Genomic DNA, 21,613 nt, shown 5'->3' on the forward strand with positions numbered 1-21,613 from the left:
CGCCCAAAGAAAACGGCGACCCCGAAGGGCCGCCGTCATCCGTTTTACAAAGGCTGTGCAGGTTAGCGAATTTTACGCTCGTCCTGCAGACCGCGGAAGATGCAGAAGCACATGAAGAGCAGCAGCAGCGTGAACAGCAAACCGGTGGAAATCACCATGGATTGCAGCGCCGCGAGGCCCCCGCCGATCAACAGCGCGATGGCCACGGCACCCTCAAAGATGCACCAGAACACCCGCTGCGGCACCGGCGCATCGACCTTGCCGCCTGCGGTGATCGTGTCGATCACAAGCGACCCGGAGTCGGACGAGGTGACGAAGAACACCACCACCAGCACGATGCCGATGAAAGAGGTGATCGAAGCCAGCGGCAGCGCGTCGAGCATTTTGAACAGCTGCAACGGCAGGGCCGCATCTTGGGCCGAGGTGTAGCCGTCGTTCAGCACCTGATGGATCGCGGTGCCGCCAAAGATCGACATCCAGAGCACGCAAACCAGCGAGGGGATCAGCAGCACGCAGATCACGAATTCCCGCACGGTACGGCCCCGGCTCACGCGGGCGATGAACATGCCGACGAAGGGTGACCAACTGATCCACCATGCCCAGTAGAAGGCCGTCCAGCCCTGCGAGAAGTTCACGTCTTCACGGCCAAACGGGTTTGCCAGTGCGGGCAGGTATTCGATATAGGCCACCAGCGAGTCCCAGAAGAAGGACAGCAAGAAGATCGTCGGCCCAACAAAGAGCGTGAAGAGCGCCAGCAAGGCGGCCAGCCCCATGTTGATCTCACTCAGCACCTTCACACCGCCATCAAGACCGCGCAGAACCGAGACCAGCGCCACGGCGGTGATCAAGGAGATCAGCACGACTTCGGAGGTGGTGCCGGTTGGGATGCCGAACAATTCGTTCAGACCCGCGTTCGCCTGCGTGGCCCCCAGACCGAGCGACGTCGCCAGACCAAACAGCGTGGCGAAAACAGCGATGGTGTCGATGATATGCCCGGGCCAGCCCCAAACACGTTCGCCCAGAACCGGGTAAAAGGCCGAACGGATCGTCAGCGGCAGACCTTTGTTATAGGTAAACAACGCCAGCGCCAGCGCGACGATGGCATAGATCGCCCAAGGGTGCAGGCCCCAGTGATAGATCGTCGCCGCCATGCCAAGGCGCAGCGAACCAGCCTCGTCACCCGTGGCGGCACCCAAGGGGGCCCAGTCGGTGCGCAACCCGTTCTCTGTCGTGATCTCGCCCATGGAGGTCGAGAAATGGGTTAAAGGCTCGGACACGCCGTAGAACATCAGGCCAATGCCCATGCCCGCCGCGAAAAGCATCGCGAACCAGCCCAGATAGGTATAATCCGCGACCGCTTCATTGCCGCCAAGGCGGACACTGCCAAAGGGCGTGACGATCAGCAAAAGTGCAAAAATCACCACCAAGTCGGCAGAGCCGATCAGGAACCAGTCGAAGTTCTTCGTGGTAAAGTTGAACATGGCCGAGAAGATTGCGGCGGCCTGTTCCGGCAATGCGATGGTGTAGAACACGAAGACCACGACCGCGATCCCCGAGATTAGAAAGACCGGGTTGTGAATATCCAGCCCGAACGGCCCGATCTGCCGTTCGATATTGTCCTGACCGATCTCATAATCGGTATCGATCACATCCGCCTTGCCCTCAGGCTCGGGGATGCCGTGCGAATTGGTATCGCTCATTATCTGTTCCCTCTTTGATGACAGATTGCCGCGCAGAACGCGGCGTTCTGTTTTTTTCATCCGTGCGCAACAGGATAGGGGCTTGCGGCCATTGGGCAAGCCATTGTGGCCAAGCCCCCTTGGAAACTTGGCTAAAACGACCGTTTCGGTATCTGCTGCGACGTAAGTTTGGGGGGACTACCCTGTCCCGAGCGCGGCTGCAATCGCATCGGCCTGTTCGCGAATCCGGTCCATGTCGCCTTGGACACCGGGCGGGCGCAGCTTATCGCCCTCATGCCGAGGCAGGATGTGGTAGTGGAGGTGAAAGACCTCTTGCCCGCCCGCAGCCTCGTTAAACTGCTGCACCGTGATGCCATCGGCGCCAAAAGCGCGTAGGCAGGCATTGGCGACTTTCTGAACCGTCGCCAGACAATCCGCCAATTGTGCAGGGCTCGCGTCGAGCATGTTGCGGCAGGGCGACTTGGGGATCACCAGACAATGCCCTTCGGCGCGAGGCATGATGTCCATAAAACAATAGGTCTTGTCGTCTTCATAGACCTTAAAGCTGGGGATCTCTTTGCGCAGGATCTTGGCAAAGATATTGTCGTCGTCGTAGCTGGCCATCATGCTCTCCTTCTTGCGGTCGGGGCGGCGCGGACCATTAACCACACCGCCCCGCGCCGAGGCAATATCAAGCGTTTACGTCGACGACCACCCGGCCCTTGACCTGCCCTTTCAGGATGTCCGCCCCCAATTGCGGCAGGTCGCTGAGCCCAGCGGGTTGGACCATCGCTTCCAGCTTGTCCATCGGCAGGTCTTTGGCCACACGCTCCCATGCGCGCAGGCGGTTGTCATAGGGCTGCATGACGCTGTCGATGCCCAAGAGGTTCACGCCGCGCAGCAGGAAGGGGATCACCGTGGCAGGCAGGGCCGCACCGCCCGCAAGGCCCACGGCCGCCACGCTCGCCCCATATTCCATCTGACCCAGCACGCGGGCCAGCATCGCGCCGCCTACGGCATCGACACATCCGCCCCATGTCTCGCCCTCAAGGGGGCGTTTGACCGTCTCGTTGATCTCGTCCCGCGCAACGATCCGGGCCGCCCCAAGGCTTTTGAGGTAATCCTCGGTCTCGGGCCGCCCGGTGACCGCCGCCACTTCATAGCCGAGGTTGGCAAGGATCGCCGTGGCGACGGAGCCGACGCCCCCCGCAGCACCCGTGACCAGAACCGGGCCTTTCTTGATGCCGTGATCCTCAAGCGCCATGACGGCCAGCATCGCGGTGAAACCTGCCGTGCCCACGGCCATCGCTTGGCGCGTGTCCAGTCCTTCGGGCAGCGGCACCAGCCAATCGGCCTTGACCCGCGCCTTTTGCGCATAGCCGCCCCAATGCGCCTCGCCCACGCGCCAACCGGTCAACACCACCTTGTCGCCGGGCTTGTAACGGTCGTCATTCGAGGTCTCGACCGTGCCGGCGAAATCGATGCCCGGCACATGCGGATAGTTGCGGACCAAGCCACCACCCGGCCCGATGCATAGGCCGTCTTTGTAGTTCACGGTGGAATATTCGACCGCGACCGTCACCTCGGCCTCGGGCAGTTGGTCTTCGATGATCTGGGTGACCTCGGCCTTGGTCTTGCCTTCGTCATCCTTGTTTACAATCAGCGCATTAAAGCTCATCTTTCATCTCCTTTTCAGGTTTCAATCTAACGGACCTCAGGCCCAGTAACTTTCACGAACGGTCACGTCACGCTCGCCGTCGGGGGTGTGCGCCCGCAACCGCGTACCCGGGTCCCAATGGGTCATCCGCACCATTCCGATGGCGACATTCACGCCAAAGTCAGGGGACCAAACCGCCGAGGTCACCTGCCCCACACGCTTGTCGCCCGCCATCAAGGGCCAGACACGATCACAAAGCGGCACCGGATCGCCCGCGATCTCTAGGGGACGTATCTGTTGCACCGGCCCCTCTTTCGCCACCCGCAGCAGCGCATCTCTGCCGATACAGCCCATCGCCGCCTGCGTGTCGCAGAGCTTGCCAAGACCGCATTCGTGGGGCGTGTTGTCGTCGGTCATGTCATTGCCATAGCTCAACAATCCGCCCTCGATCCGCTCAATCAGGTTCGGACAGCCCGCCCGCACATCCAGATCGCGCCCCGCCTCGAAAAGCGTCTCCCAAAGCGGCATCGCGATATCGGCCCCTTCGGTGTAGATCTCGAAGCCGCCCTGTTTGGAGTAGCCGGAGCGCGCAACATTCATGGCGCGGCCTTGAAACTGGAACTCCCCGAAGCGGAAGAACTTCACTTCCCGCACCCCCGCACCAAAAACGCGTTCCATCAGGTCTTCGGCTTTCGGCCCCTGCACCGCCAGCAGGTTCACATCCGGCTCATCGACCAAAACATCAAGATGATAACCGTTGCATATTCCCTTGGCCCACAACAACAAATCGCTATCGGCGATGGAAATCCACCAACGATCCTCGGCCAGTTTCACCGCCACCGGATCGTTAAGCATCCCACCCGTCTCATCCACGATCGGCACATAGACACAGCGGCCCGGCGCCACATCGCGCAGGTCGCGGGGTGTCAGCATTTGCATCAGTCGGGAAGCATCGGGCCCGCGCAGTTCAACCTGTCTTTCGCATGCCACGTCCCAGACTTGCACGGCTTTCTTCAAGTGGTGATAATCCGCTTCGGTACTCTCAAATACGGTGGGCAGCAGCATCCGGTTGTAGACCGTATAGGCTTTCACACCCGCCGCCTCGACCCCGGCAGAGAATGGCGTGCGCCTGATCCGGCGCGAGGGAGAGAGTTCGGCCATCAGCCTTCCCCCGGCATGAAGATGAAATCGGTTACCGGCGCGTCACATCCTGCGCTGGTGAGCATGGCGTGCACTTGGCCGCGGTGATGGGTTTGGTGGTTGAAGAAGTGCACCACACATCCCGCCATTGGCTTGGAAACATCGCGTTGCAAGATGCCGGAATGCCACGTTAAATCGCGGTCTAGCATCGACTGGTCCAGCCCCGCCGCCCACTGAGAAATGGCAAGATCGCATTGAACTCGCGCCAAAACCCATGCGTCACCGGAGGGGCAAAGCTCGGTGTCTTTGCCTTCCGGTTTTGGCGCGGCAGGGTCGAACCGCGACAGCCAGAGTTGATCGCACCACAGAAGATGGTTCAGCGTGCCGAGGATGGAGCCGAAGAACGCCCCGCGATCCTGCGTTAACGATGCTTCATCCAAAGCCTGAACGACATTTGACAACTGTCTGTTTTGCCAAGCATTATAGCGCGCCATTTCCTTGGCATAGGCGGGGGTGATCACCGCGCCCCCTGCCAATCAATCGCGCAGACCTCAGCCGATTTACCGCCGAAATCCCAGACCCGGCCATAGTCGCGGACCTTGGATTTTACGCCACGCGCAGCCACGATATTCGGGCCCATCCAGTATTTCGAATTGGTGATCGTCACAGGCTCTCCCGGTTCGGCCCCGGCCAGCATCTCGATCTCGCCGTTGATCTTTCGGCCAATGTTGATGACCCGGCGGTTGCCGTCGCGAATGATTTCGACCGGGGCGCGTTCGGCGCCGATGATCTCACTCACCAACATGGTGAACAGTCCCGTGGTGCCGCCGGCAGCGCCTGAGAAGATTTGCAGCAACCCGTCATAGGCCGCCTCGCTCGCGCGGTCGTCCACATAGGCGGCGACCTTCCAATTTCCCTCGCCCATGCGGCCCGGAATGTCGACCAACAACCCGACGTTCAGGCCGGCCAAATCCTCCCCCTCGAAATGGCCCTCGTCGATCACGATGCCCATCCATGCATGGCAGTGGCCTTCGGTCGGCAGATGCGCGCCAAGGCTGACCACGCAGGGGCAGAAGACATCGCAAGAGCAGTTCAGGAAAAGCTCGCCCTTGATCGCCCAATTGGCGGGTGTCATCTCTCTGTTTGGCATATCATCCTCCTGTGATCACGGGCCAACCCGCCACGACTCCTGCGCCGAGGATTAGGGAGAAACCCATTGGTTTTGTTACGTAATGCCCGATCTGGGGCAGTTTTTCGATGACCATGAAAAGCGTGGCCAGCCCCATCCAAGCAAGGTTCATGACCCCGCCGGCAAAGCCCAGAAGCATAAAGCCCCAGCAGCAGCCCGCGCAAAAGGCACCGAGGCCCAGCCCCATGCGAAAACCGCCCGCGGCGCCGGGGCGCCAGTGGCCCATGAAATACATCATCGGAGAGTGGCAGACCCCGTGGCAAATCTCCTTGGCGCGGGTAAATTGGAAGAGTCCTACAGCCAAAAGCAGCGCCGCCGCCGTCCAACGCGATTTGGCGATGCCGAGCATGTCGATGACGCCGCCGTGCAGCAGCATCAGTTGCAAACCCGCGATCCCCGCCGCGAAGATCAACCAGACTGCGAGGTAGCCTGCAAGCACCGCCAGCCAGCCCGCGCGCTTGCCATTGGCCGAAGTCATAAGGTCTTCATAGGCGCGTAGCGTTGGCACCATGGTCGGGACCATCATCGCCGCCATCATCGCGCCCCACATCACGAACAGTGGAAAGAAACGCGCCATGGGCATATACATATCCATGCCCGGATCCATCTGCCGCATACGTTCGCCCATGGCCCCGGGGCGGCCCAGCAGATCGAGATCCATCTGCATCGCCATGCTGTACATCATCCACCAAGCGGCGAGAATTAGGGCGAAAAACCCCAGCCATAGTGTTGATCGTACCATCCCGGTCATCACCGCCCTCCCCTGCGTGCTCTTGTAGATTTAATGTCAGACAATTAAAGTCCTCGCAAACACTAATTGTAAGACATATGAAAATCGACCCAAGCAACCCCGCCGATCTATCGGCCCAGATCGCCACGGCCATTCGCGACGCCATCATCGGCGGGCATCTGATCGTCGACCAGCGTCTGCCCTCCGAGGCGGAGCTGGCCGAGCAGTTCGAGGTTTCCCGCCCCACGGTGCGCGAGGCGCTCAAGCGTCTGGCCGCGCAATCGCTGATCCGCACGCAGCGCGGAGCCACGGGGGGTGCTTTCGTTAACCGCCTGAGCTTTCCGGATGCCTACGCGCAGCAGATCACCACATCGACTCTGCTTCTGTCGATGAACGCGGTGAGCTTTGAGACCGCCTGCGAGGCCCGCTTTGCATTGGAGCGCGCTTGCGCGCCGTTATCGGCAGAGCGCCGGACGGCGGATCACCTTGCTACCATGCGCGCCGAAATTCACCGGCAGGCGCAACCGGGCCTCACGGACGAGGCCTTTTGCGCGTCCGACGTCGCCTTCCACCGGGCGTTGGTCGATGGCGCGGGCAATCCGGTGCTGAGCTACCAACTCGCGGGCGCGGTCGAAGCCATGCAAACTTTGATGAATATGATCACCTTCACCGCGCGGGATCGCGCACGGATCGTGGCTCTGCATCAAGAGATCGCGGATGCGGTAGAGGCCCATGACGACAGGGCGGTGACGGCAGGGCTGACCGCGCTGGAGGCCGAGACGCAACAGCTTGCCCAAAGCGTTTTCGCCGCGCGTGCGGCGCGGAATGCCGAAGTTGCGGGCAGACGCTAGGTTGGGCCATATAAACAACGCGATACGCTCTTATCTTGACGTGAAAAATTCACCGCATCCCACCCCTTGCAATTCGCCCATGGCGGCCCTACTTTAATCACGTCCTTCGGGACTATGGACATAAACGCGCTCGTAATAAGCGGTTCGGACCCGGGGGCGGTACCCGGCGGCTCCACCAAACATCCTTCATTTGGGGATCATGGGGCCGAAATAGGATCGACGAACGTCTAAAGGGGTTGCTTTGTCTCGGTGAGATACCACCGTTATCGGTTCAAACTGTACAATTGCAAATGACAATCGTGCTCCAGTTGCGATGGCCGCGTAAGCGGTTTTAGCGACTGAAATCTTAAGTCCTTAGGCCTTGCAGCTTAAGGCGGGGTTCGCAGGTACCTGGCAACAGAAACCTGCACTTTTCCCTTCCATTCCATACCCGTTAGACGGCGCTCTTGCATTAACTTGACCGCGCTTTTCTCTGGCCCTATCCGTGACGCAGCGAAGCCGTGGTGGCTTTGATGACGCAGGATGGCCCCGATGACCCCGCCCAGTTGGCCCGATATGTTTCGCGTGTTTGGCCGGATCGGGTTGATGTCCTTCGGCGGCCCCGCAGCCCAAATCGCCGTGATGCACCGCGAGCTGGTCGAGCATCGCCCGTGGTTGAGCGAGCAGACCTACCTGCGGGCCCTTTCGCTCTGTATGCTGTTGCCCGGACCGGAGGCGATGCAGCTGGCGACCTATGCAGGCTGGCGCCTGCGCGGCGTTGCGGGCGGGCTGTTGGGGGGGCTGCTTTTCGTCGTGCCGGGTGCGGTCTTCATCGCCGCACTCGCGCTGCTTTATGCGTGGTATGGGCAGATGCCCTTGGTACAAACGGCCTTTCTGGGCATCAAGGCCACTGTTATTATCGTGGTATTCCAAGCGCTTCTGAAGGTTTCTTCAAAGGCGCTTCACGGGCGTCTCGGCTGGGCGCTGGCCTTTGGGTCTTTCATCGCGCTCTTCGTGCTGGGCCTGCCGTTTCCGCTGATCATTCTGGCGGCCGGGGCCATTGGGATGCTGACCCGAAGCCCGACGCCCGAGACCGAAGCCGCCGACCTGCCCCCGGCGCATAGCCTGCGTACCCTGCTCATCTGGGGTGGTCTCTGGGCCGCGCCGCTTCTGTTCCTTGCCTTCATGGGCGACGACTTTCTGCTGCAACTGGGTCTGTTCTTTTCCAGGCTGGCCGTGGTGACCTTCGGCGGGGCCTATGCGGTGCTGGCTTATATGACCCAGACCGTGGCGCAGGATTTCGGCTGGATCGAGACCGATCAGATGATCGACGCGCTCGGCTTGGCTGAGACGACGCCGGGCCCGCTGATCCTTGTGACGCAATTCGTCGGGATGCTGGCGGGATTTGCGCAAAGCGGCCCCGCGGGGGCGATGGCTGCCGGGCTGCTGGCGCTTTGGGTCACTTTCACGCCCTGTTTTCTGTGGATTTTCCTTGCGGGCCCGTATCTTGGGGCGCTCTCTGAACAGCCGCGTATTGAAGGCGCGCTGAGGGCGATCACGGCGGCTGTGGTGGGGGTCATCGCCAATCTCTCGGTCTGGTTTGCGCTGCATGTGCTGTTTGACCGGGTGGGCGCTGATGGCCCGCTCGCCCTGCCCCTGCCCGTTTGGAACAGTTTCAACCCCATGGCCGCCGCGCTCACCCTCTTGGCGGCCGTGCTGATGCTGGCGCTCAAGCGTGGGTTTGTCCTCACGATGGTCCTGCTCCCCATGCTGGCGCTGATCCTTCACGCGATTTAGCGCGGGACCCCCTTTCACTCGCCCCTGAATGGGGTATGCTTACCCCTGCCCAACGCCCGGACCGGAGAGAAGAATGAGCCGCAGCATTGATTACGGCAACCTGATGCACGAAGCCATGCGGGGCCTGATCCGCAGGGTCTTGCAAGACGTATCGGATAAGGGACTGCCGGGGAATCACCACTTCTTCATCACCTTCGACACCTCGCATCCGGATGCGGAATTGGCCGATTGGCTGTCCGACCGTTATCCCGATGAGATGACCGTGGTGATGCAGCATTGGTACGACGGCCTTGATGTGGGTGAAGACGGTTTCGCTATCACGCTGAATTTCGGCGATGCGCCAGAGCCGCTTTATATTCCTTACGACGCGATCCGCACCTTCGTGGACCCTTCGGTTGAGTTCGGCCTGCGGTTCGAACAGCAAGAGACCGAAGAGGAAGACGTGGCGGAGGATGAGGTCACGCTCGACCAGACGGATGAGGCAGAGTTGGAAGTCGCGGAAGAGCCGGTCAAAGATGCCGAGATCGTCTCGCTCGATTCCTTTCGGAAGTAGCGCCGGAATGGCCGTTAGCGCCATCCCCGCATTGCGCAGCGCGTAAGGCGCAGGTACACCGCTGGACAACGATAAGTCACAGCAGGAGCCGCAGAATGGCCGATACCCGCACCGAAACCGACAGCTTTGGTCCGCTCGAAGTCCCCGCCGATAAATACTGGGGCGCGCAGACGCAGCGTTCGATCATGAACTTCCCGATTGGCTGGGAAAAGCAGCCCATCGCCATCGTGCGCGCGCTCGGCGTGATCAAGAAGGCCTGCGCGCAGGCGAATGTGGCGCAGGGCTCGCTGGACGAGGAACGCGGTCGCGCGATCATTCAAGCCGCCGGAGAGGTCTTCGAGGGCAAGTTCGACGACAACTTCCCGCTGGTGGTCTGGCAGACCGGTTCCGGCACCCAGTCGAACATGAACGCCAACGAGGTCATCGCCAACCGCGCGATCGAGGTCATGGGCGGCACCATCGGCTCCAAGGATCCGGTGCACCCGAACGATCACTGCAACATGGGCCAGTCGTCGAACGACACCTTCCCCACCGCCATGCATATCGCCACCGCGATGACGGCGCGTGACGTGCTGCTGCCGGGGCTGGAGAAGCTGCACGGCGCGTTGCAGAAGAAGGTCGAAGAATTCGACGGAATCATCAAGATTGGCCGCACCCATACGCAGGACGCGACACCGCTCACGCTGTCTCAGGAATTCTCGGGCTATACCCATCAGGTCGCTATGGGCATTGCCCGTGTGCGCGACGCGCTTGGCCGTATCTATGAGCTGGCACAGGGCGGCACCGCCGTGGGCACCGGGCTGAACACCAAACAGGGCTGGGCGGAGACTGTGGCGCATAACATGGCCGAGATCACCGGCCTGCCCTTCGTCACAGCGCCCAACAAGTTCGAAGCGCTGGCTGCCCATGACGCGATGGTCGAGATCTCCGGCGCGCTGAAGACCGTGTCGGCCTCGCTGTTCAAAATTGCCAATGACATCCGCCTTCTGGGCTCCGGCCCGCGCTGCGGTCTGGGCGAATTGATCCTGCCCGAGAACGAGCCCGGCTCTTCGATCATGCCGGGCAAGGTAAACCCGACCCAATGCGAGGCGCTGACGCAGGTCTGTGCCCATGTCATGGGCAATGATGCCGCCGTGGGCTTCGCCGGATCGCAGGGGCATTTCGAGCTTAACGTCTACAAGCCGATGATGGCCTATAACGTGTTGCAATCCATGCAACTGTTGGGCGATGCGGCCTCGGCCTTTACCGACAATCTGGTGGATGGCCTCAAGGCTGATGCGGACCGGATCGAGAAGCTGATGCGCGAGTCGCTGATGCTGGTCACCGCGCTGGCCCCCGAGATCGGTTATGACAATGCCACCAAGGTCGCCAAGACCGCGCATAAGAACGGCACCACGTTGAAGGAAGAGGCGATTGCCTTGGGCTTCGTCGATGCCGAGACCTTCGAGCGTGTGGTGCGCCCCGAGAACATGATCGGCCCGAAATGAGCCAGCCCATCAACCTGAACAAGGCGAGAAAGGCACGCGATCTTGCGGCCCGCCGCGCTCAGGCGGATGAGAATGCGCTGCGCTTTGGCCGTAGCAAAGCTGAGAAGGAGGCGGCGCGCAAAAGCGCCGCCCAAGCCAAGGCCACGCTCGATGCGCATAAGCGCGAGACATGAGCGCACGGCCCCGCAAACATTCGGTGACCCTAAGGGGCCACCGGACATCGATCTCCCTCGAAGACGAATTCTGGGATGAGTTCCGCGCCATCGCCGCCGCGCGGGGCATGCCGATCAACGCATTGGTGGCCGAGATCGACGCCGCCCGTGGGCTGGACATCGGGCTGGCCGGGGCGATCCGCTTGTTTGTGCTGCGGTCGTTAAAGGAACGTTTACCAAAAGCGGATTAGCGTCCGGCCATGACTTTGGCCTCTCCCCTTTCGCCACAGGCGTGGCTCCACAGCCTCTTTGCCTCGCGCGCCGCGATCAGCGGTCAGGTGATCCGGCGCAAAGCGCGGGATATCGAGAAATTCGTCGGACGCCGGGCATTCGAAGCGGAATTGAAGCGCCGTGGGTATCAAGCGGTGGAAAACGCCGGACAGGTCATCATATTTTGCCATCGTGAACCCATCCGGCGGATCGTGTAGCCGTTTTCTTTAAAAGAAAACGGCTTCGGAATTTTCAAAAAATTCCGTTTAGCAAATCGAGGCTTGGTAGATTTTCTCGATGTTCTGCCCAAGCGCCGTGTTGAACTCGGCGTCCGTCATCTTAACGTTCAGCCTTTCGGTCAAAGCGCGGGAGAAGCTGGCGATCATGGTCCGGTTCTTGCCCAGCCGTTCGCAGGCTTCCGCCGTGGAATAGCCACCCGACAGCGCCACGACGCGCAGCACATTGGCATGCTCGGCAAGATCGTCATAGAGACCGGCCTTTTCGGGGATCGTCAGTTTCAGCATCACCATCTCACCTTCGGGCAGCGCCTTCAGATGCTTCTCGATCTCACCGTGCAGAATTTCTTCGGCCTCGGCCTTGCTCTCGGAGTTGATGTTCACCTCGGGCTCGATGATCGGCACGAGACCGGCGGCACAGACCTGTTTGGCCAGTTCGAACTGCTGCGCCACCACGGCGGCGATGCCGTTTTCATTGGCCTCATGAATGACAGAGCGTTCCTTGGTGCCGAAGATGCCGTGTTTCACGGCACGGGCCAGCAGGTCGTCGATCTCCATGATCGGCTTCATCATCTGCACGCCGTTATTGGTCTCTTCCAGACCCTTGTCGATCTTCAGGAAAGGCACCACGCCGCGGTCTTCCCAGAGCAGCTGCGCGACCGGCTTGCCGTTGATCGTGTCATCCATCGTGCGCTCGAAAAGGATCGCGCCAATCACTTTTTCAGAGGTGAAATCATCGGCCAAGATGATCCGCGCCCGCATGTCATGGACGGCTTTGAACATCTCTTCGTCGCCGTTGTAGTCCGACGGTTCCACGCCATAGAGGCTCAGCGCCTTGGGGGTGGAGCCACCCGATTGATCAAGCGCCGCGATGAAGCCCTTGCCGCTGTCCATTTGCTCAAGTTGCGCCTTGTCGTAGCCCATGTCACCCAGGTCCTATTTTGATTCCGTTCGCTGCGTTTCTAATTGAAACGCAAAGCCGATGATAGCAGCTAGCGTCTTGATAGCGCTAACCAAATGCCCTTATCTGAACGGACGGTCAAATGTGCGACAGGCACTGGCACGCGGCCCGGTTGGGCCGTCACGCGGAAGTCGCGCAGGATGCGCGACAGGATCAGCGGCCCCTCGACCATGGCAAAGCCCGCCCCCGTGCAGACCCGCGGCCCGGCGGAGAATGGGATGAAAGCGTCGCGCTGGCACTGTTTGCCATTCTCGGTCTGCCAGCGGGTCGGGTCAAAGCCGTCGGGGTTCTCCCAAAGCCGTTCGTGGCGGTGCAGATGCCACGGGCTGAGCACCAGTTGCGCGCCCTGTTTCACCTGTCGGTCACGGAAGTGTTCGGGGCAGCGGTTCTCGCGCACCATCATCGGCACGGGCGGGTAAAGGCGCAGCGTTTCGCGAAAAACATCGCGGCTGAGCTTTAGTTTCGACACCACCGCGAAATCGCAGGTCTCAAGCGCCTGCGCCTCTTCCGCCAGTCGCTCTTGCCACGCGGGATGGGTGGCCATCAAGTATAGCGCCCAAGCGAGGGCCGAGGCGCTGGTCTCATGCCCTGCAAGAAAGAAGATCGCGACCTGATCGACCATTTCTTGGGTGTCGAAGCGCTCTCCGGTTTCGGGATCGGCTTGGGTCATGATCTTGGTGGCAAGATCGTCGGGCGCGGTGCCCGCCTCGATCTGCGCCATGCGCGCGCGGGTCAGATCGGTGATCAGCGTCCTGATCCGCGCCGCACTGGCCCGCGTGTCGCGGCGAAACAGGCGCGGCATCCAGCGCGGCAGCGGCAAAAGCGCCCCGAGGTTCAGGATCGGCTGGCTACGCTGGTAATTGCGAAACTCGTCAAAAACCGCGCGGGCGACCTCATGTTCGATCGGCAGCGAAAACAGCGTGCGAAAGATCACATCGGCGGCGGCGTGGCTTGTCTCAGCCTCGATCTCGACCACCTGGTCCGCCTTGGAGTCCAGCCGTGCCGCAGCCGCCTCTGCCGCGTCCCACATGGCGGGAAAAGTCTCACGCAGCCGCCCGCCCTCGAAGGCTGGGTCGATGATGCGGCGCTGGCGTTTCCATGTCTCGCCATTGGTCAGAAAGACTGAGTTGCCCAAGAGGGGCCGCAGCCCCTCGCCGATACGGTCGGATTTCGGGAAATCCTCGGGCCGGTCCTTCAACACGGTTTTCACCAGTTCGGGCTGGTTCATCAGGTAGCTGCGAAAAAACGGCGTTTTGAACTCCGCCATCCACGCGCGGTAAAGCCGCGCCGGCTGGGCCGAGAGGATGTCGGCGCGAAACAGTTTGGCATAGCGCCAGAGCGAGACGCGGTCGGGCCGCGCGGGTGGTTTGGGCGGTTGGCTCATGCGGCGACGGAGGTGTATTTGCTGACCGCGTGGTCGATCCGCGATTTCGATGCAGGCCGCCCGTCATAGCGTGCGGCGAGCGTCTGGGGCCCGGCGGTAATCTGAAAGTAATCATAGTCACGCGGCCGGTCGAAGGCACAAAGATACTGGAAATGCAGTCGGAAGAACCGCCAGCGCAGTGCCTTCCACCGCGCGGGGCTAAGCGTTTGCGTGAAGGCGGCGGAGAAGACCAGCGGCCAACGCTTCCCTTCGGGCGCGACGCCGGACACCGACACCGGATCGCAAAGCGCAAAGGCGCAGCCATCGCCCGGGGCGGTGACATCGACCCAAGCCAATTCATCACGCGCCGAGAGATAGCGCAGATCGCTGCGCAACCGCTCGGCCCGGGGCAGGAAAGACACCATTGGCACCACCTGCCCCAGCGTGAGGAAACCCAGAGCAGGCCCGCTTTCGGCCACCCTGCCCGACCGGATCAGATCGGCCAGCACAGATACCCCCAGATGCGCGCCCGAGGAATGGCCGACGACCAAGACCTCGTCGACATCATCAGTCAGCGCAGCGGCGATGGCATCGGCAAAGGTCGCCATACGCGCCTCAAGCTGCGGTGGATTCGCGCCCTTGGTGGCGGCGGAATAGGCGTAGTCATGCATGAGGTAATAGGCGAAAAACTTGCCGTCCTTCTTTTTGAACCAGCGCAGCAGGGCAATGCCCAACCCCATGCCCAGTGCCGCGAAGGCGAGCCGCGCGGCCCAATGATCGCTGAGCATGCCGAGAAGGCCATAGCTCAACAGGCCAAGCGCCACCGCCAGCAGCGCCTGCGCGATCAACATGCCAACGGGGTAGAGTGCGGCGATCACCGGCCCCTTGCGCAGCCGCATGAGCCGCCAAAGCGCGCCCGATCCGATGTAGACCCAAGCGGTGCGCAGCAATTGCCAATAGGTCGCGGGGATCGAACTGCTCATGCTTTCGCGCACGATGTCGGACCAGACCAGAACCTCGACCTGCGCGCTCACCCGCTGCCCGTCGATCTCAGCATCCACCTGCCAGCCGTAATTGCCGCGGCCCGCCTTCGGCTTCAGCCCGATCTCATAGCCCGAGATCGCCGCCTGCGCGGCGCCTTCCTTGCGGTACAGCTCGCGGTAGCGGCGCGGGTGAATCGGATCGTAGCCGGGGATGTAGAACACCCGGCGCGTTTTCACCGTCTTTCCCTGCGCTTTGCTTACCATGCCCGCCCTCTTCTTCGGCATAGTCTAGCCGTAATTCGGGGCGAGAATAAGGCTTAACCCACGGTTGCGAGGATCGGGAAGGTTTCGAGCAGCCAGAAGGAGAAGGCGGTGAAGGCACCGGTCAGCAAGGCTAGCCCGACGAGTACGAGAAGCCCCCCCATGATCCGCTCAATCAGCTTCATATGCGGTTTGATCCGGTTCATCAGCGTCATGGCGCGGGTGATGAACATCGCGGCCAGCAGGAACGGGATCCCCAGCCCTGCCGCATAGACGCCCAGCAAAAGGGTACCGCGAGAGACGGAAGCCTCGCTCGCCGCGAGCGACAGGATCGCGCCGAGCTGCGGGCCGATGCAGGGCGTCCAGCCAAAGGCGAAAGCCAGCCCCAGAACATAGGCGCCAAAGCTGGAGCCGCCCTTATCGCCCGCGTCCAACCGCGCCTCTTGGTCCAGAAACGGAATGCGGAAGAGGCCAATGAAATGCAGGCCAAAGACGATGATCACCACGCCGGAAATCTTAGCGAAAAGCGCCTGATTCTGGAGAAAGAACATCCCAAAGGCCGAGGCGGTGAAGCCCAAGAGCACGAAGACGGTGCTTAGCCCCAGCACGAAGAACAGCGCCGCCACCACCGCCCGCCGCCGCGCGCTGGATTGGCTCGACATGTCATTAATCGACACGCCCCCCATATAGGCCAGATAGGGCGGCACGATGGGCAGCACGCAGGGCGACAGGAAGCTGAAAATCCCGGCGACAAGGGCGATGGTCATGGCCGGCAGTATCCCGGCGTCGAGGAGGCTTATTTCAAACATGACCGACTCCTAGACCGACATGGCCCCGGCGTCACCTGTCATATTGTCACAAGATCGTGGACCTCGGGACCGGCTTGGCTTAACTGATCTTATGAAGATCGAAAAACTGGATGCAACGGGGCTTCTCTGCCCCCTGCCCGTGCTGAAAGCACGCAAACGACTGGCCGCGCTGGCGCCGGGCGATCAGCTTCACATGACGGCGGATGACCCCGCCGCCGTGATCGACGTGCCGCATTTCTGTGCCGAGGCGGGCCATCAGCTGACCGAAACCCGGACCGAGGGCGCGGCTGAGCTTTACATCATCACCAAGGGCGGCTGAGCGGGCGCGGTCGCGCCGTCTTTCTTACCCTATCGCCAAACTGAAAACGGCGGGCCTGAGAGCCCGCCGTTTCCTTTATCTAGAGCGCTTTAGCTGCCCAGCGACCACCAGCCGCGCCGTTTGGGCTTGGGCTTTTCGGCGGGCTGCTCTTCGACCTTCTCGGCCACTGGCTCAGGAGCGGTTTCGGCAGCGGGTGCTTCGGCCTCGACCGGCTGCGGCGCGGGGTCGGGCTGCGGCTCAGACTGAGGCGCTTCCGCAACGGGCGTCGCCGTCTCCGGTGACGGGGCCGCGATGGGCGCTTCGCTCGGCAGGGCTTCGGCCATCGCATCGGGCGTGGCTTCGGCGACCGGCTCGACCGGCTTGGCTTTTGCCCGGCTGCGGCGCTTGGGCTTTGGCGCGGGTGCGGCCTCTTCCTCACTTGCCACGGCGTCTGCGCTCACGGTCTCTTCCGCCGCTTCGGCTGCGGGTTTCTTGGTCCGACGGCTACGCTTGGCCTTGGGCTTGGGCGTCTCCTCCCCTTCAGCCTCGGCGCTGACCTTCGGCGCTTCGCCTTCTGCGGCGGCAAGAGCTTCGGGCGCGGGTTCCGCTTCGGGAGCGATTTCGGCCTTGGGCTTGCGCGAGCGGCTGCGGGATTTCGGCTTGGGTTTCTCCTCGGCGGCGGGCGCGGCTTCCACTTCGGCCTGCGGGGCTTCCGCCTCTACCGGCGCGGTTTTCTCGCCCTCGTTCGATTTCGCCTCGTCCTGCGGCTGAGCACCGTTTTGATCCTCTGCACCGTTCTGCTGATCGCCATTCCCATTGCGGCCACGGCCACCCCGGCTGCGACGGCGGCGGCGGCGGCGCTTGGATTTGCCCTCGCCCTCTTCACCATTGCCATTGCCGTTCCCGTTGTCTGAGGGGCTGGCGTCCTGTGCGGCGGGGGCCTCTTCGGCCTCGGCGGCGCTCTCATCCTCATCGATTTGATCCATGAGGGAAGTATCGACCGAGACGACGTGATCCGAGACGGGCGGCACGGTGCGCGTAGCCGTCTTGAACTTCTCGATGTGGAAGTCAGGGCTCACCAGCGAAGGATCGCCTTCGATCCGCACGGACATGCCGTAGCGCATTTCGATATGGGCGATATGCTCGCGTTTTTGGTTCATCAGGAAGTTGGCGATGCCCACGGGCGCGCGCACGAGGACTTCGCGGGACCGGCGGCGGGTGCCTTCTTCTTCGATCTGGCGGATAATCGACAGGGCGAGGTTATCGTCCGAGCGCACAAGGCCGGTGCCGTGGCAGGCGTGGCAAGGCTGGGTCGTCGCCTCGATCATGCCCGGGCGCAGACGCTGGCGCGACATTTCCATCAGGCCAAAGCCCGAGATGCGGCCCACTTGAATGCGCGCGCGGTCGGTCTTGAGCCGGTCCTTCATGCGCTTTTCGACGGCAGCGTTGTTCTTGCGCTCGTCCATGTCGATGAAGTCGATCACGATGAGCCCGGCAAGGTCACGCAGACGTAGCTGGCGTGCGACCTCATCGGCGGCTTCAAGGTTGGTCTTGAGCGCGGTCTGTTCGATCGAGCCTTCCTTGGTGGCCCGGCCGGAGTTCACGTCGATTGCCACCAGCGCTTCGGTCACGCCGATCACGATATAGCCGCCCGAGGGCAGTTGCACCGTGGGGTTGAACATGCCCGAGAGGTAGCTCTCGACTTGATAGCGGGCGAAGAGCGGCAGGCTCTCATTGTAGAGCTTCACGTTCTTGGCGTGGGACGGCATGATCATCTTCATGAAGTCCTTGGCGATGCGGTAGCCGCGCTCGCCCTCGACGTGAATCTCGTCGATCTCGCGGTTGTAAAGGTCGCGGATCGAGCGTTTGATCAGGTCGCCTTCCTCGTAGATTTTGGCAGGCGCGATGGACTTCAGAGTCAACTCGCGGATCTGTTCCCAGAGACGCTGGAGGTATTCGTAATCGCGCTTGATCTCGGCCTTGGTGCGTTTCGCCCCGGCGGTGCGCACGATGAGGCCGGCACCTTTCGGCACTTCAATCTCGGTCGCGATTTCCTTGAGTTTCTTGCGGTCGGCGGCATTGGTGATCTTGCGCGAAATGCCACCGCCACGCGCGGTGTTGGGCATCAGCACGCAATAGCGACCCGCGAGGCTGAGGTAAGTGGTCAGGGCAGCACCCTTGTTGCCGCGCTCTTCTTTGACGACCTGCACCAACAGGATCTGGCGAACCTTGATGACCTCTTGGATTTTGTAACGACGCGGGCGCGGTTTGCGCACGGGACGGATGTCCTCGCTGTCGTCTTCGTCGGCGACGGATTCGATGGAATCGTCCTTCGCCGTGGCGTCGCTGCCCTTGTCATCTTCGCCATCGGCGTCTTCACCGTCGGCCTGCGCTTCGTCTTTAGTGTCAGTGTCGTCTGCTTTCGGCGCGTCATCAACATCCGCGGGGGCCGGGTCAGCGGCCTTGGCAACGTCGTCGTTCGCGTCGCTCTCCGGCGCTTCAACCGGCGTTTCCGCGACCCGTTCCATGGGCGAGCTGCCCTCTTCGCTGTCGAGATCGACGGTTTCCATGCCCGCGATCTGATCGCTGTTGTCCTCGGCGACCTCGGCGGTGGCTACGGCATCATCGCTGTTGGTCTCGGCGGCTTGGCTCTTCGACCGGCTGCGCGACCGCGAGCGGGTGCGCTTGGGTTTTTCTTCTTCGTCATCCTTGGCGGCCTGCGCTTCGGCATAGGCGCGCTCTTCTTCCAGCAGCGCCTGACGGTCGGCCACGGGAATCTGGTAATAATCGGGGTGAATTTCCGAGAAAGCAAGGAAACCGTGACGGTTGCCGCCATAATCGACAAAGGCCGCCTGAAGCGACGGTTCGACCCGTGTAACCTTGGCTAGATAGATATTGCCAGCAAGCTGGCGTTTGTTTTCCGATTCAAAATCGAATTCTTCGACCTTGTTTCCGTCCACGACCACGACCCGAGTTTCCTCGGCGTGGGTGGCATCGATAAGCATTTTCTTAGACATAGATCCATTATGCACAGCACCCGCGCACAAAAGGCCCCTGGCGGGGCTTCGGGCTGGGAGGTGTGACTTGTCAGGGCGATGGAGGACGCGGCAACAGCAGGGCCACCAAGGGCCCCCGACTGTCTGCTCTGAGCATCTGCGCGCGTCATCGCGGTTCTTCTCCGATGCGAGCGCTCTGCGGCCTCTCCCATCCATTAATTAGCTGTGCTTCGGTCGGGCTAACCCTCGCGAATATCAGCGGTTCTTCGGCCGTTTCCGGCCCAATCGGTCTGCTGGCCCCCCGGTGTCGGGCGGGCACGGCAGCGAAACTGTCAAAAGTCACCCCACGCCGGTCGGACGTTACGGGACTTATCCGGCTAGTTAAGGGCTTTACGGGGTGAAACACAATGGTCAATCGAATGAGCAACAGTCAAATGCGCTTTATCCCCGGTCGGTTGACAAGGCGCATGGGCTTGGAAACATTCAGACTGTCGTGGCGGCTGTCGCCGGGCGACGCTATAGAATTGCCTTGCCGCCAATGCGGCCCAGAGTTTCAAAGGACCGCTTTCATGCCTAAATTTCTGCGCCCCGCGCTTTGTCTGACCCTTCTGGGCCTCACCGCCTGTGATGAGATCGCCGTGGCCGACGACCCCGCAGCTTTGGCGGAATTGCGCGGGCAGAAAAGCTGTATCTCTGCGGTGGCCCAGCAAACCGAAGCGGCGGGGGTTGCGATCAATACCACCCGTCCGGTGGTTGAGCTTTACCGCCATATCGTCGATGTGCCCGGCGCGGCGAGCTGGTCTTGCATCACCGATCCGAATGGCAAAGCGGTCGAGATCGCAGAGCAGCGCAACGGTTAAGCCGCGCTGCTTGTGGGGCGCGGTTAGAGGTAATCTGACCGCTGCAACCCGTATTTCGCCATCTTCTCGTTCAAGGTCCGGCGTGGCAGGCAAAGCTCGTCCATGACGCTGGCGATCGAGCCCTTGTGGCGGCGCATGGTGTTGTCGATCAACATACGCTCAAAGGCTTCGACATATTCCTTCAGTGGCTTGCCCTCGGTGGTCATCACCGGCTGCATCTCATCATGATCGCTCATCAACAGCGAAGCGATGGTGCCCGAGCCGCGGCGCGATTGCAGTACGGCGCGTTCGGCGACGTTGATGAGTTGGCGCACGTTCCCGGGCCAAGGCGCTTGCAACAGCTGTGCCGCCTCTTGCGCGCTGACCTGAGGCGCCTCGCAACCGTATTCATCCGCGAATTGATCGCTCAACCGGGTGAAGAGCGTCAGAATATCCTCGCCCCGCTGGCGCAATGGGGGCACGGTGATGCGCAGCGCCGCCAGACGGTAAAACAGGTCCGAGCGCAGCGCGTCTTCCGAGGTGCGCCCTGCCTCTTGCAGGTTCGAGATGGCGACGATCCGCGTCTCCGCCGGGGTGCCCTGCTCGTTGATCGCGCTCAGCAGCCGGGCTTGGAGTTGCTCAGACAGCGCTTCGATATCCTCCAAGACCAAAGTGCCGCCACGGGCTTCTTCGATAGCAGGCAGTTGCGCGTCTTCGGGCTGCATCGGGCCGAAAAGCCGTTTGGCCAGCGCTTCCTCCTCCAAGGCACCGCAGGAGACGAGCACGAATTTCTTGCCCGCACGCGAGCCTACGGCGTGCAGCGCATGGGCGACCAAAGTCTTGCCCGTCCCGGTTTCCCCATCGATCAGCACATGCCCATCGGCCTGCCCCAGATCGAGAATATCCTCGCGCAGGCGCTCCATCACCGGGGATTGGCCGATCAGCTTTTTCATCAACTGGCCGCCGTCTGACAGTTCACGCCGCAGCGCGCGGTTGTCCATCACCAGCCGCCGCGCGTTGGTGGCTTTCTTAGCCAACTCGCTCATCCGGTCGGGGTTGAAGGGCTTTTCGAGGAAATCGAACGCGCCCACCCGCATCGCCTCAACCGCCATCGGCACATCGCCATGGCCGGTGATCATAATGACCGGCAGGGCCGAGTCGCTACCCATCAGCTTTTTCAGAAACTGCATCCCGTCCATGCCCGGCATCTTGATGTCGGAAATGACGATGCCCGGATAATCGGGCCCCAATGTCTTGAGCGCGTCCTCGGCGCTGCCGAAAGTTTCCGTGTCATAGCCTGAGAGGGCCAGCCACTGGCTGATCGACTGCCGCATGTCCTGTTCGTCATCTACAATCGCGATTTTCATTGCCTGAGCCATGCGT

At 61.7% G+C, this 21,613-nt stretch carries 22 protein-coding genes and 1 other RNA gene; 10 read left to right on the top strand and 13 right to left on the bottom strand.

What is annotated here, in order from left to right; genetic code table 11:
- Nucleotides 1–62: 62 nt before the first annotated feature.
- From ACGYKA_RS10665 to ACGYKA_RS10695, 7 genes are all read right to left on the bottom strand, one after another.
- Complete coding sequence (locus tag ACGYKA_RS10665) at nucleotides 63–1,700, bottom strand: BCCT family transporter (protein ID WP_276154402.1); 1,638 nt, start codon at nucleotides 1,698–1,700, stop codon at nucleotides 63–65.
- A 177-nt stretch (nucleotides 1,701–1,877) separates the two neighbouring features.
- Nucleotides 1,878–2,303, bottom strand: a complete 426-nt coding sequence (locus ACGYKA_RS10670; RefSeq protein ID WP_067266693.1) for an HIT family protein — start codon at nucleotides 2,301–2,303, stop codon at nucleotides 1,878–1,880.
- 67 nt (nucleotides 2,304–2,370) lie between these two features.
- Complete coding sequence (gene acuI / locus ACGYKA_RS10675) at nucleotides 2,371–3,357, bottom strand: acryloyl-CoA reductase (protein WP_394409648.1); 987 nt, start codon at nucleotides 3,355–3,357, stop codon at nucleotides 2,371–2,373.
- Nucleotides 3,358–3,393: 36 nt separating this feature from the next.
- Nucleotides 3,394–4,497, bottom strand: a complete 1,104-nt coding sequence (locus ACGYKA_RS10680; RefSeq protein ID WP_394417851.1) for a dimethylsulfoniopropionate demethylase — start codon at nucleotides 4,495–4,497, stop codon at nucleotides 3,394–3,396.
- A complete protein-coding gene (locus ACGYKA_RS10685; protein WP_394409642.1) occupies nucleotides 4,497–4,997 on the bottom strand; it encodes a DinB family protein in 501 nt (166 codons plus the stop codon). The genes ACGYKA_RS10680 and ACGYKA_RS10685 overlap by 1 nt, the downstream gene beginning before the upstream one ends.
- Nucleotides 4,994–5,626, bottom strand: coding sequence for a DUF1326 domain-containing protein (locus tag ACGYKA_RS10690; RefSeq protein WP_271687246.1), 633 nt, complete (start codon nucleotides 5,624–5,626; stop codon nucleotides 4,994–4,996). Before ACGYKA_RS10690 ends, ACGYKA_RS10685 begins: the two co-directional genes overlap by 4 nt.
- A gap of 1 nt (nucleotide 5,627) precedes the next feature.
- Nucleotides 5,628–6,416 carry a DUF2182 domain-containing protein gene (locus ACGYKA_RS10695; RefSeq protein ID WP_394409639.1) on the bottom strand — a complete coding sequence of 263 codons (789 nt, stop codon included), beginning with the start codon at nucleotides 6,414–6,416 and terminating at the stop codon, nucleotides 5,628–5,630.
- Between the two features lie 77 nt (nucleotides 6,417–6,493).
- On the opposite strand from ACGYKA_RS10695, the gene ACGYKA_RS10700 reads away from it, so the two are divergent.
- From ACGYKA_RS10700 to ACGYKA_RS10735, 8 genes are all read left to right on the top strand, one after another.
- The gene (locus ACGYKA_RS10700; RefSeq protein ID WP_394409636.1) at nucleotides 6,494–7,246 is read left to right on the top strand and encodes a FadR/GntR family transcriptional regulator; all 753 of its coding nucleotides are present in this window, start codon (nucleotides 6,494–6,496) and stop codon (nucleotides 7,244–7,246) included.
- A gap of 62 nt (nucleotides 7,247–7,308) precedes the next feature.
- Nucleotides 7,309–7,657: a transfer-messenger RNA gene (gene ssrA, locus ACGYKA_RS10705) on the top strand.
- Between the two features lie 120 nt (nucleotides 7,658–7,777).
- A complete protein-coding gene (gene chrA, locus ACGYKA_RS10710; RefSeq protein ID WP_394438741.1) occupies nucleotides 7,778–9,022 on the top strand; it encodes a chromate efflux transporter in 1,245 nt (414 codons plus the stop codon).
- A 73-nt stretch (nucleotides 9,023–9,095) separates the two neighbouring features.
- The gene (locus tag ACGYKA_RS10715) at nucleotides 9,096–9,575 is read left to right on the top strand and encodes an SspB family protein (RefSeq protein WP_394409631.1); all 480 of its coding nucleotides are present in this window, start codon (nucleotides 9,096–9,098) and stop codon (nucleotides 9,573–9,575) included.
- Between the two features lie 95 nt (nucleotides 9,576–9,670).
- On the top strand, nucleotides 9,671–11,062 hold the full coding sequence (gene fumC, locus ACGYKA_RS10720) for a class II fumarate hydratase (protein ID WP_394409629.1): 1,392 nt from the start codon (nucleotides 9,671–9,673) through the stop codon (nucleotides 11,060–11,062).
- Nucleotides 11,059–11,235 (top strand): DUF4169 family protein, encoded by a 177-nt coding sequence (locus ACGYKA_RS10725; protein WP_067266677.1) that lies wholly within the window; start codon nucleotides 11,059–11,061, stop codon nucleotides 11,233–11,235. The genes fumC and ACGYKA_RS10725 overlap by 4 nt, the downstream gene beginning before the upstream one ends.
- Nucleotides 11,232–11,465 carry a ribbon-helix-helix domain-containing protein gene (locus tag ACGYKA_RS10730; protein WP_271691335.1) on the top strand — a complete coding sequence of 78 codons (234 nt, stop codon included), beginning with the start codon at nucleotides 11,232–11,234 and terminating at the stop codon, nucleotides 11,463–11,465. The genes ACGYKA_RS10725 and ACGYKA_RS10730 overlap by 4 nt, the downstream gene beginning before the upstream one ends.
- A 9-nt stretch (nucleotides 11,466–11,474) precedes the next feature.
- A complete protein-coding gene (locus ACGYKA_RS10735; RefSeq protein ID WP_271687240.1) occupies nucleotides 11,475–11,702 on the top strand; it encodes an N-(5'-phosphoribosyl)anthranilate isomerase in 228 nt (75 codons plus the stop codon).
- Nucleotides 11,703–11,750: 48 nt separating this feature from the next.
- Here ACGYKA_RS10735 and ACGYKA_RS10740 read toward each other — a convergent pair whose 3' ends face one another.
- The 4 genes from ACGYKA_RS10740 to ACGYKA_RS10755 form a co-directional block, all read right to left on the bottom strand.
- A complete protein-coding gene (locus ACGYKA_RS10740; protein WP_271687239.1) occupies nucleotides 11,751–12,644 on the bottom strand; it encodes a fructose bisphosphate aldolase in 894 nt (297 codons plus the stop codon).
- A 68-nt stretch (nucleotides 12,645–12,712) separates the two neighbouring features.
- Nucleotides 12,713–14,065: a cytochrome P450 gene (locus ACGYKA_RS10745; RefSeq protein ID WP_394409627.1), complete on the bottom strand. Its 1,353-nt coding sequence runs from the start codon at nucleotides 14,063–14,065 to the stop codon at nucleotides 12,713–12,715.
- Complete coding sequence (locus ACGYKA_RS10750) at nucleotides 14,062–15,291, bottom strand: hypothetical protein (RefSeq protein ID WP_394409625.1); 1,230 nt, start codon at nucleotides 15,289–15,291, stop codon at nucleotides 14,062–14,064. Before ACGYKA_RS10750 ends, ACGYKA_RS10745 begins: the two co-directional genes overlap by 4 nt.
- Before the next feature lie 53 nt (nucleotides 15,292–15,344).
- The gene (locus ACGYKA_RS10755; RefSeq protein ID WP_271687236.1) at nucleotides 15,345–16,097 is read right to left on the bottom strand and encodes a cytochrome c biogenesis CcdA family protein; all 753 of its coding nucleotides are present in this window, start codon (nucleotides 16,095–16,097) and stop codon (nucleotides 15,345–15,347) included.
- A gap of 91 nt (nucleotides 16,098–16,188) precedes the next feature.
- On the opposite strand from ACGYKA_RS10755, the gene ACGYKA_RS10760 reads away from it, so the two are divergent.
- The gene (locus ACGYKA_RS10760; RefSeq protein WP_067266668.1) at nucleotides 16,189–16,416 is read left to right on the top strand and encodes a sulfurtransferase TusA family protein; all 228 of its coding nucleotides are present in this window, start codon (nucleotides 16,189–16,191) and stop codon (nucleotides 16,414–16,416) included.
- Between the two features lie 89 nt (nucleotides 16,417–16,505).
- On the opposite strand, the gene ACGYKA_RS10765 is transcribed toward ACGYKA_RS10760, so the two are convergent.
- A complete protein-coding gene (locus ACGYKA_RS10765) occupies nucleotides 16,506–19,412 on the bottom strand; it encodes an Rne/Rng family ribonuclease (protein WP_394409622.1) in 2,907 nt (968 codons plus the stop codon).
- Between the two features lie 548 nt (nucleotides 19,413–19,960).
- On the opposite strand from ACGYKA_RS10765, the gene ACGYKA_RS10770 reads away from it, so the two are divergent.
- A complete protein-coding gene (locus ACGYKA_RS10770; RefSeq protein WP_394409619.1) occupies nucleotides 19,961–20,251 on the top strand; it encodes a hypothetical protein in 291 nt (96 codons plus the stop codon).
- Between the two features lie 23 nt (nucleotides 20,252–20,274).
- Here ACGYKA_RS10770 and ACGYKA_RS10775 read toward each other — a convergent pair whose 3' ends face one another.
- Nucleotides 20,275–21,609, bottom strand: coding sequence for a sigma-54 dependent transcriptional regulator (locus ACGYKA_RS10775; RefSeq protein ID WP_067266663.1), 1,335 nt, complete (start codon nucleotides 21,607–21,609; stop codon nucleotides 20,275–20,277).
- Between the last annotated feature and the right edge of the window lie 4 nt (nucleotides 21,610–21,613).

Source organism: Sulfitobacter sp. 1A15106, assembly GCF_043556995.1.
Taxonomy (GTDB): domain Bacteria; phylum Pseudomonadota; class Alphaproteobacteria; order Rhodobacterales; family Rhodobacteraceae; genus Sulfitobacter; species Sulfitobacter faviae.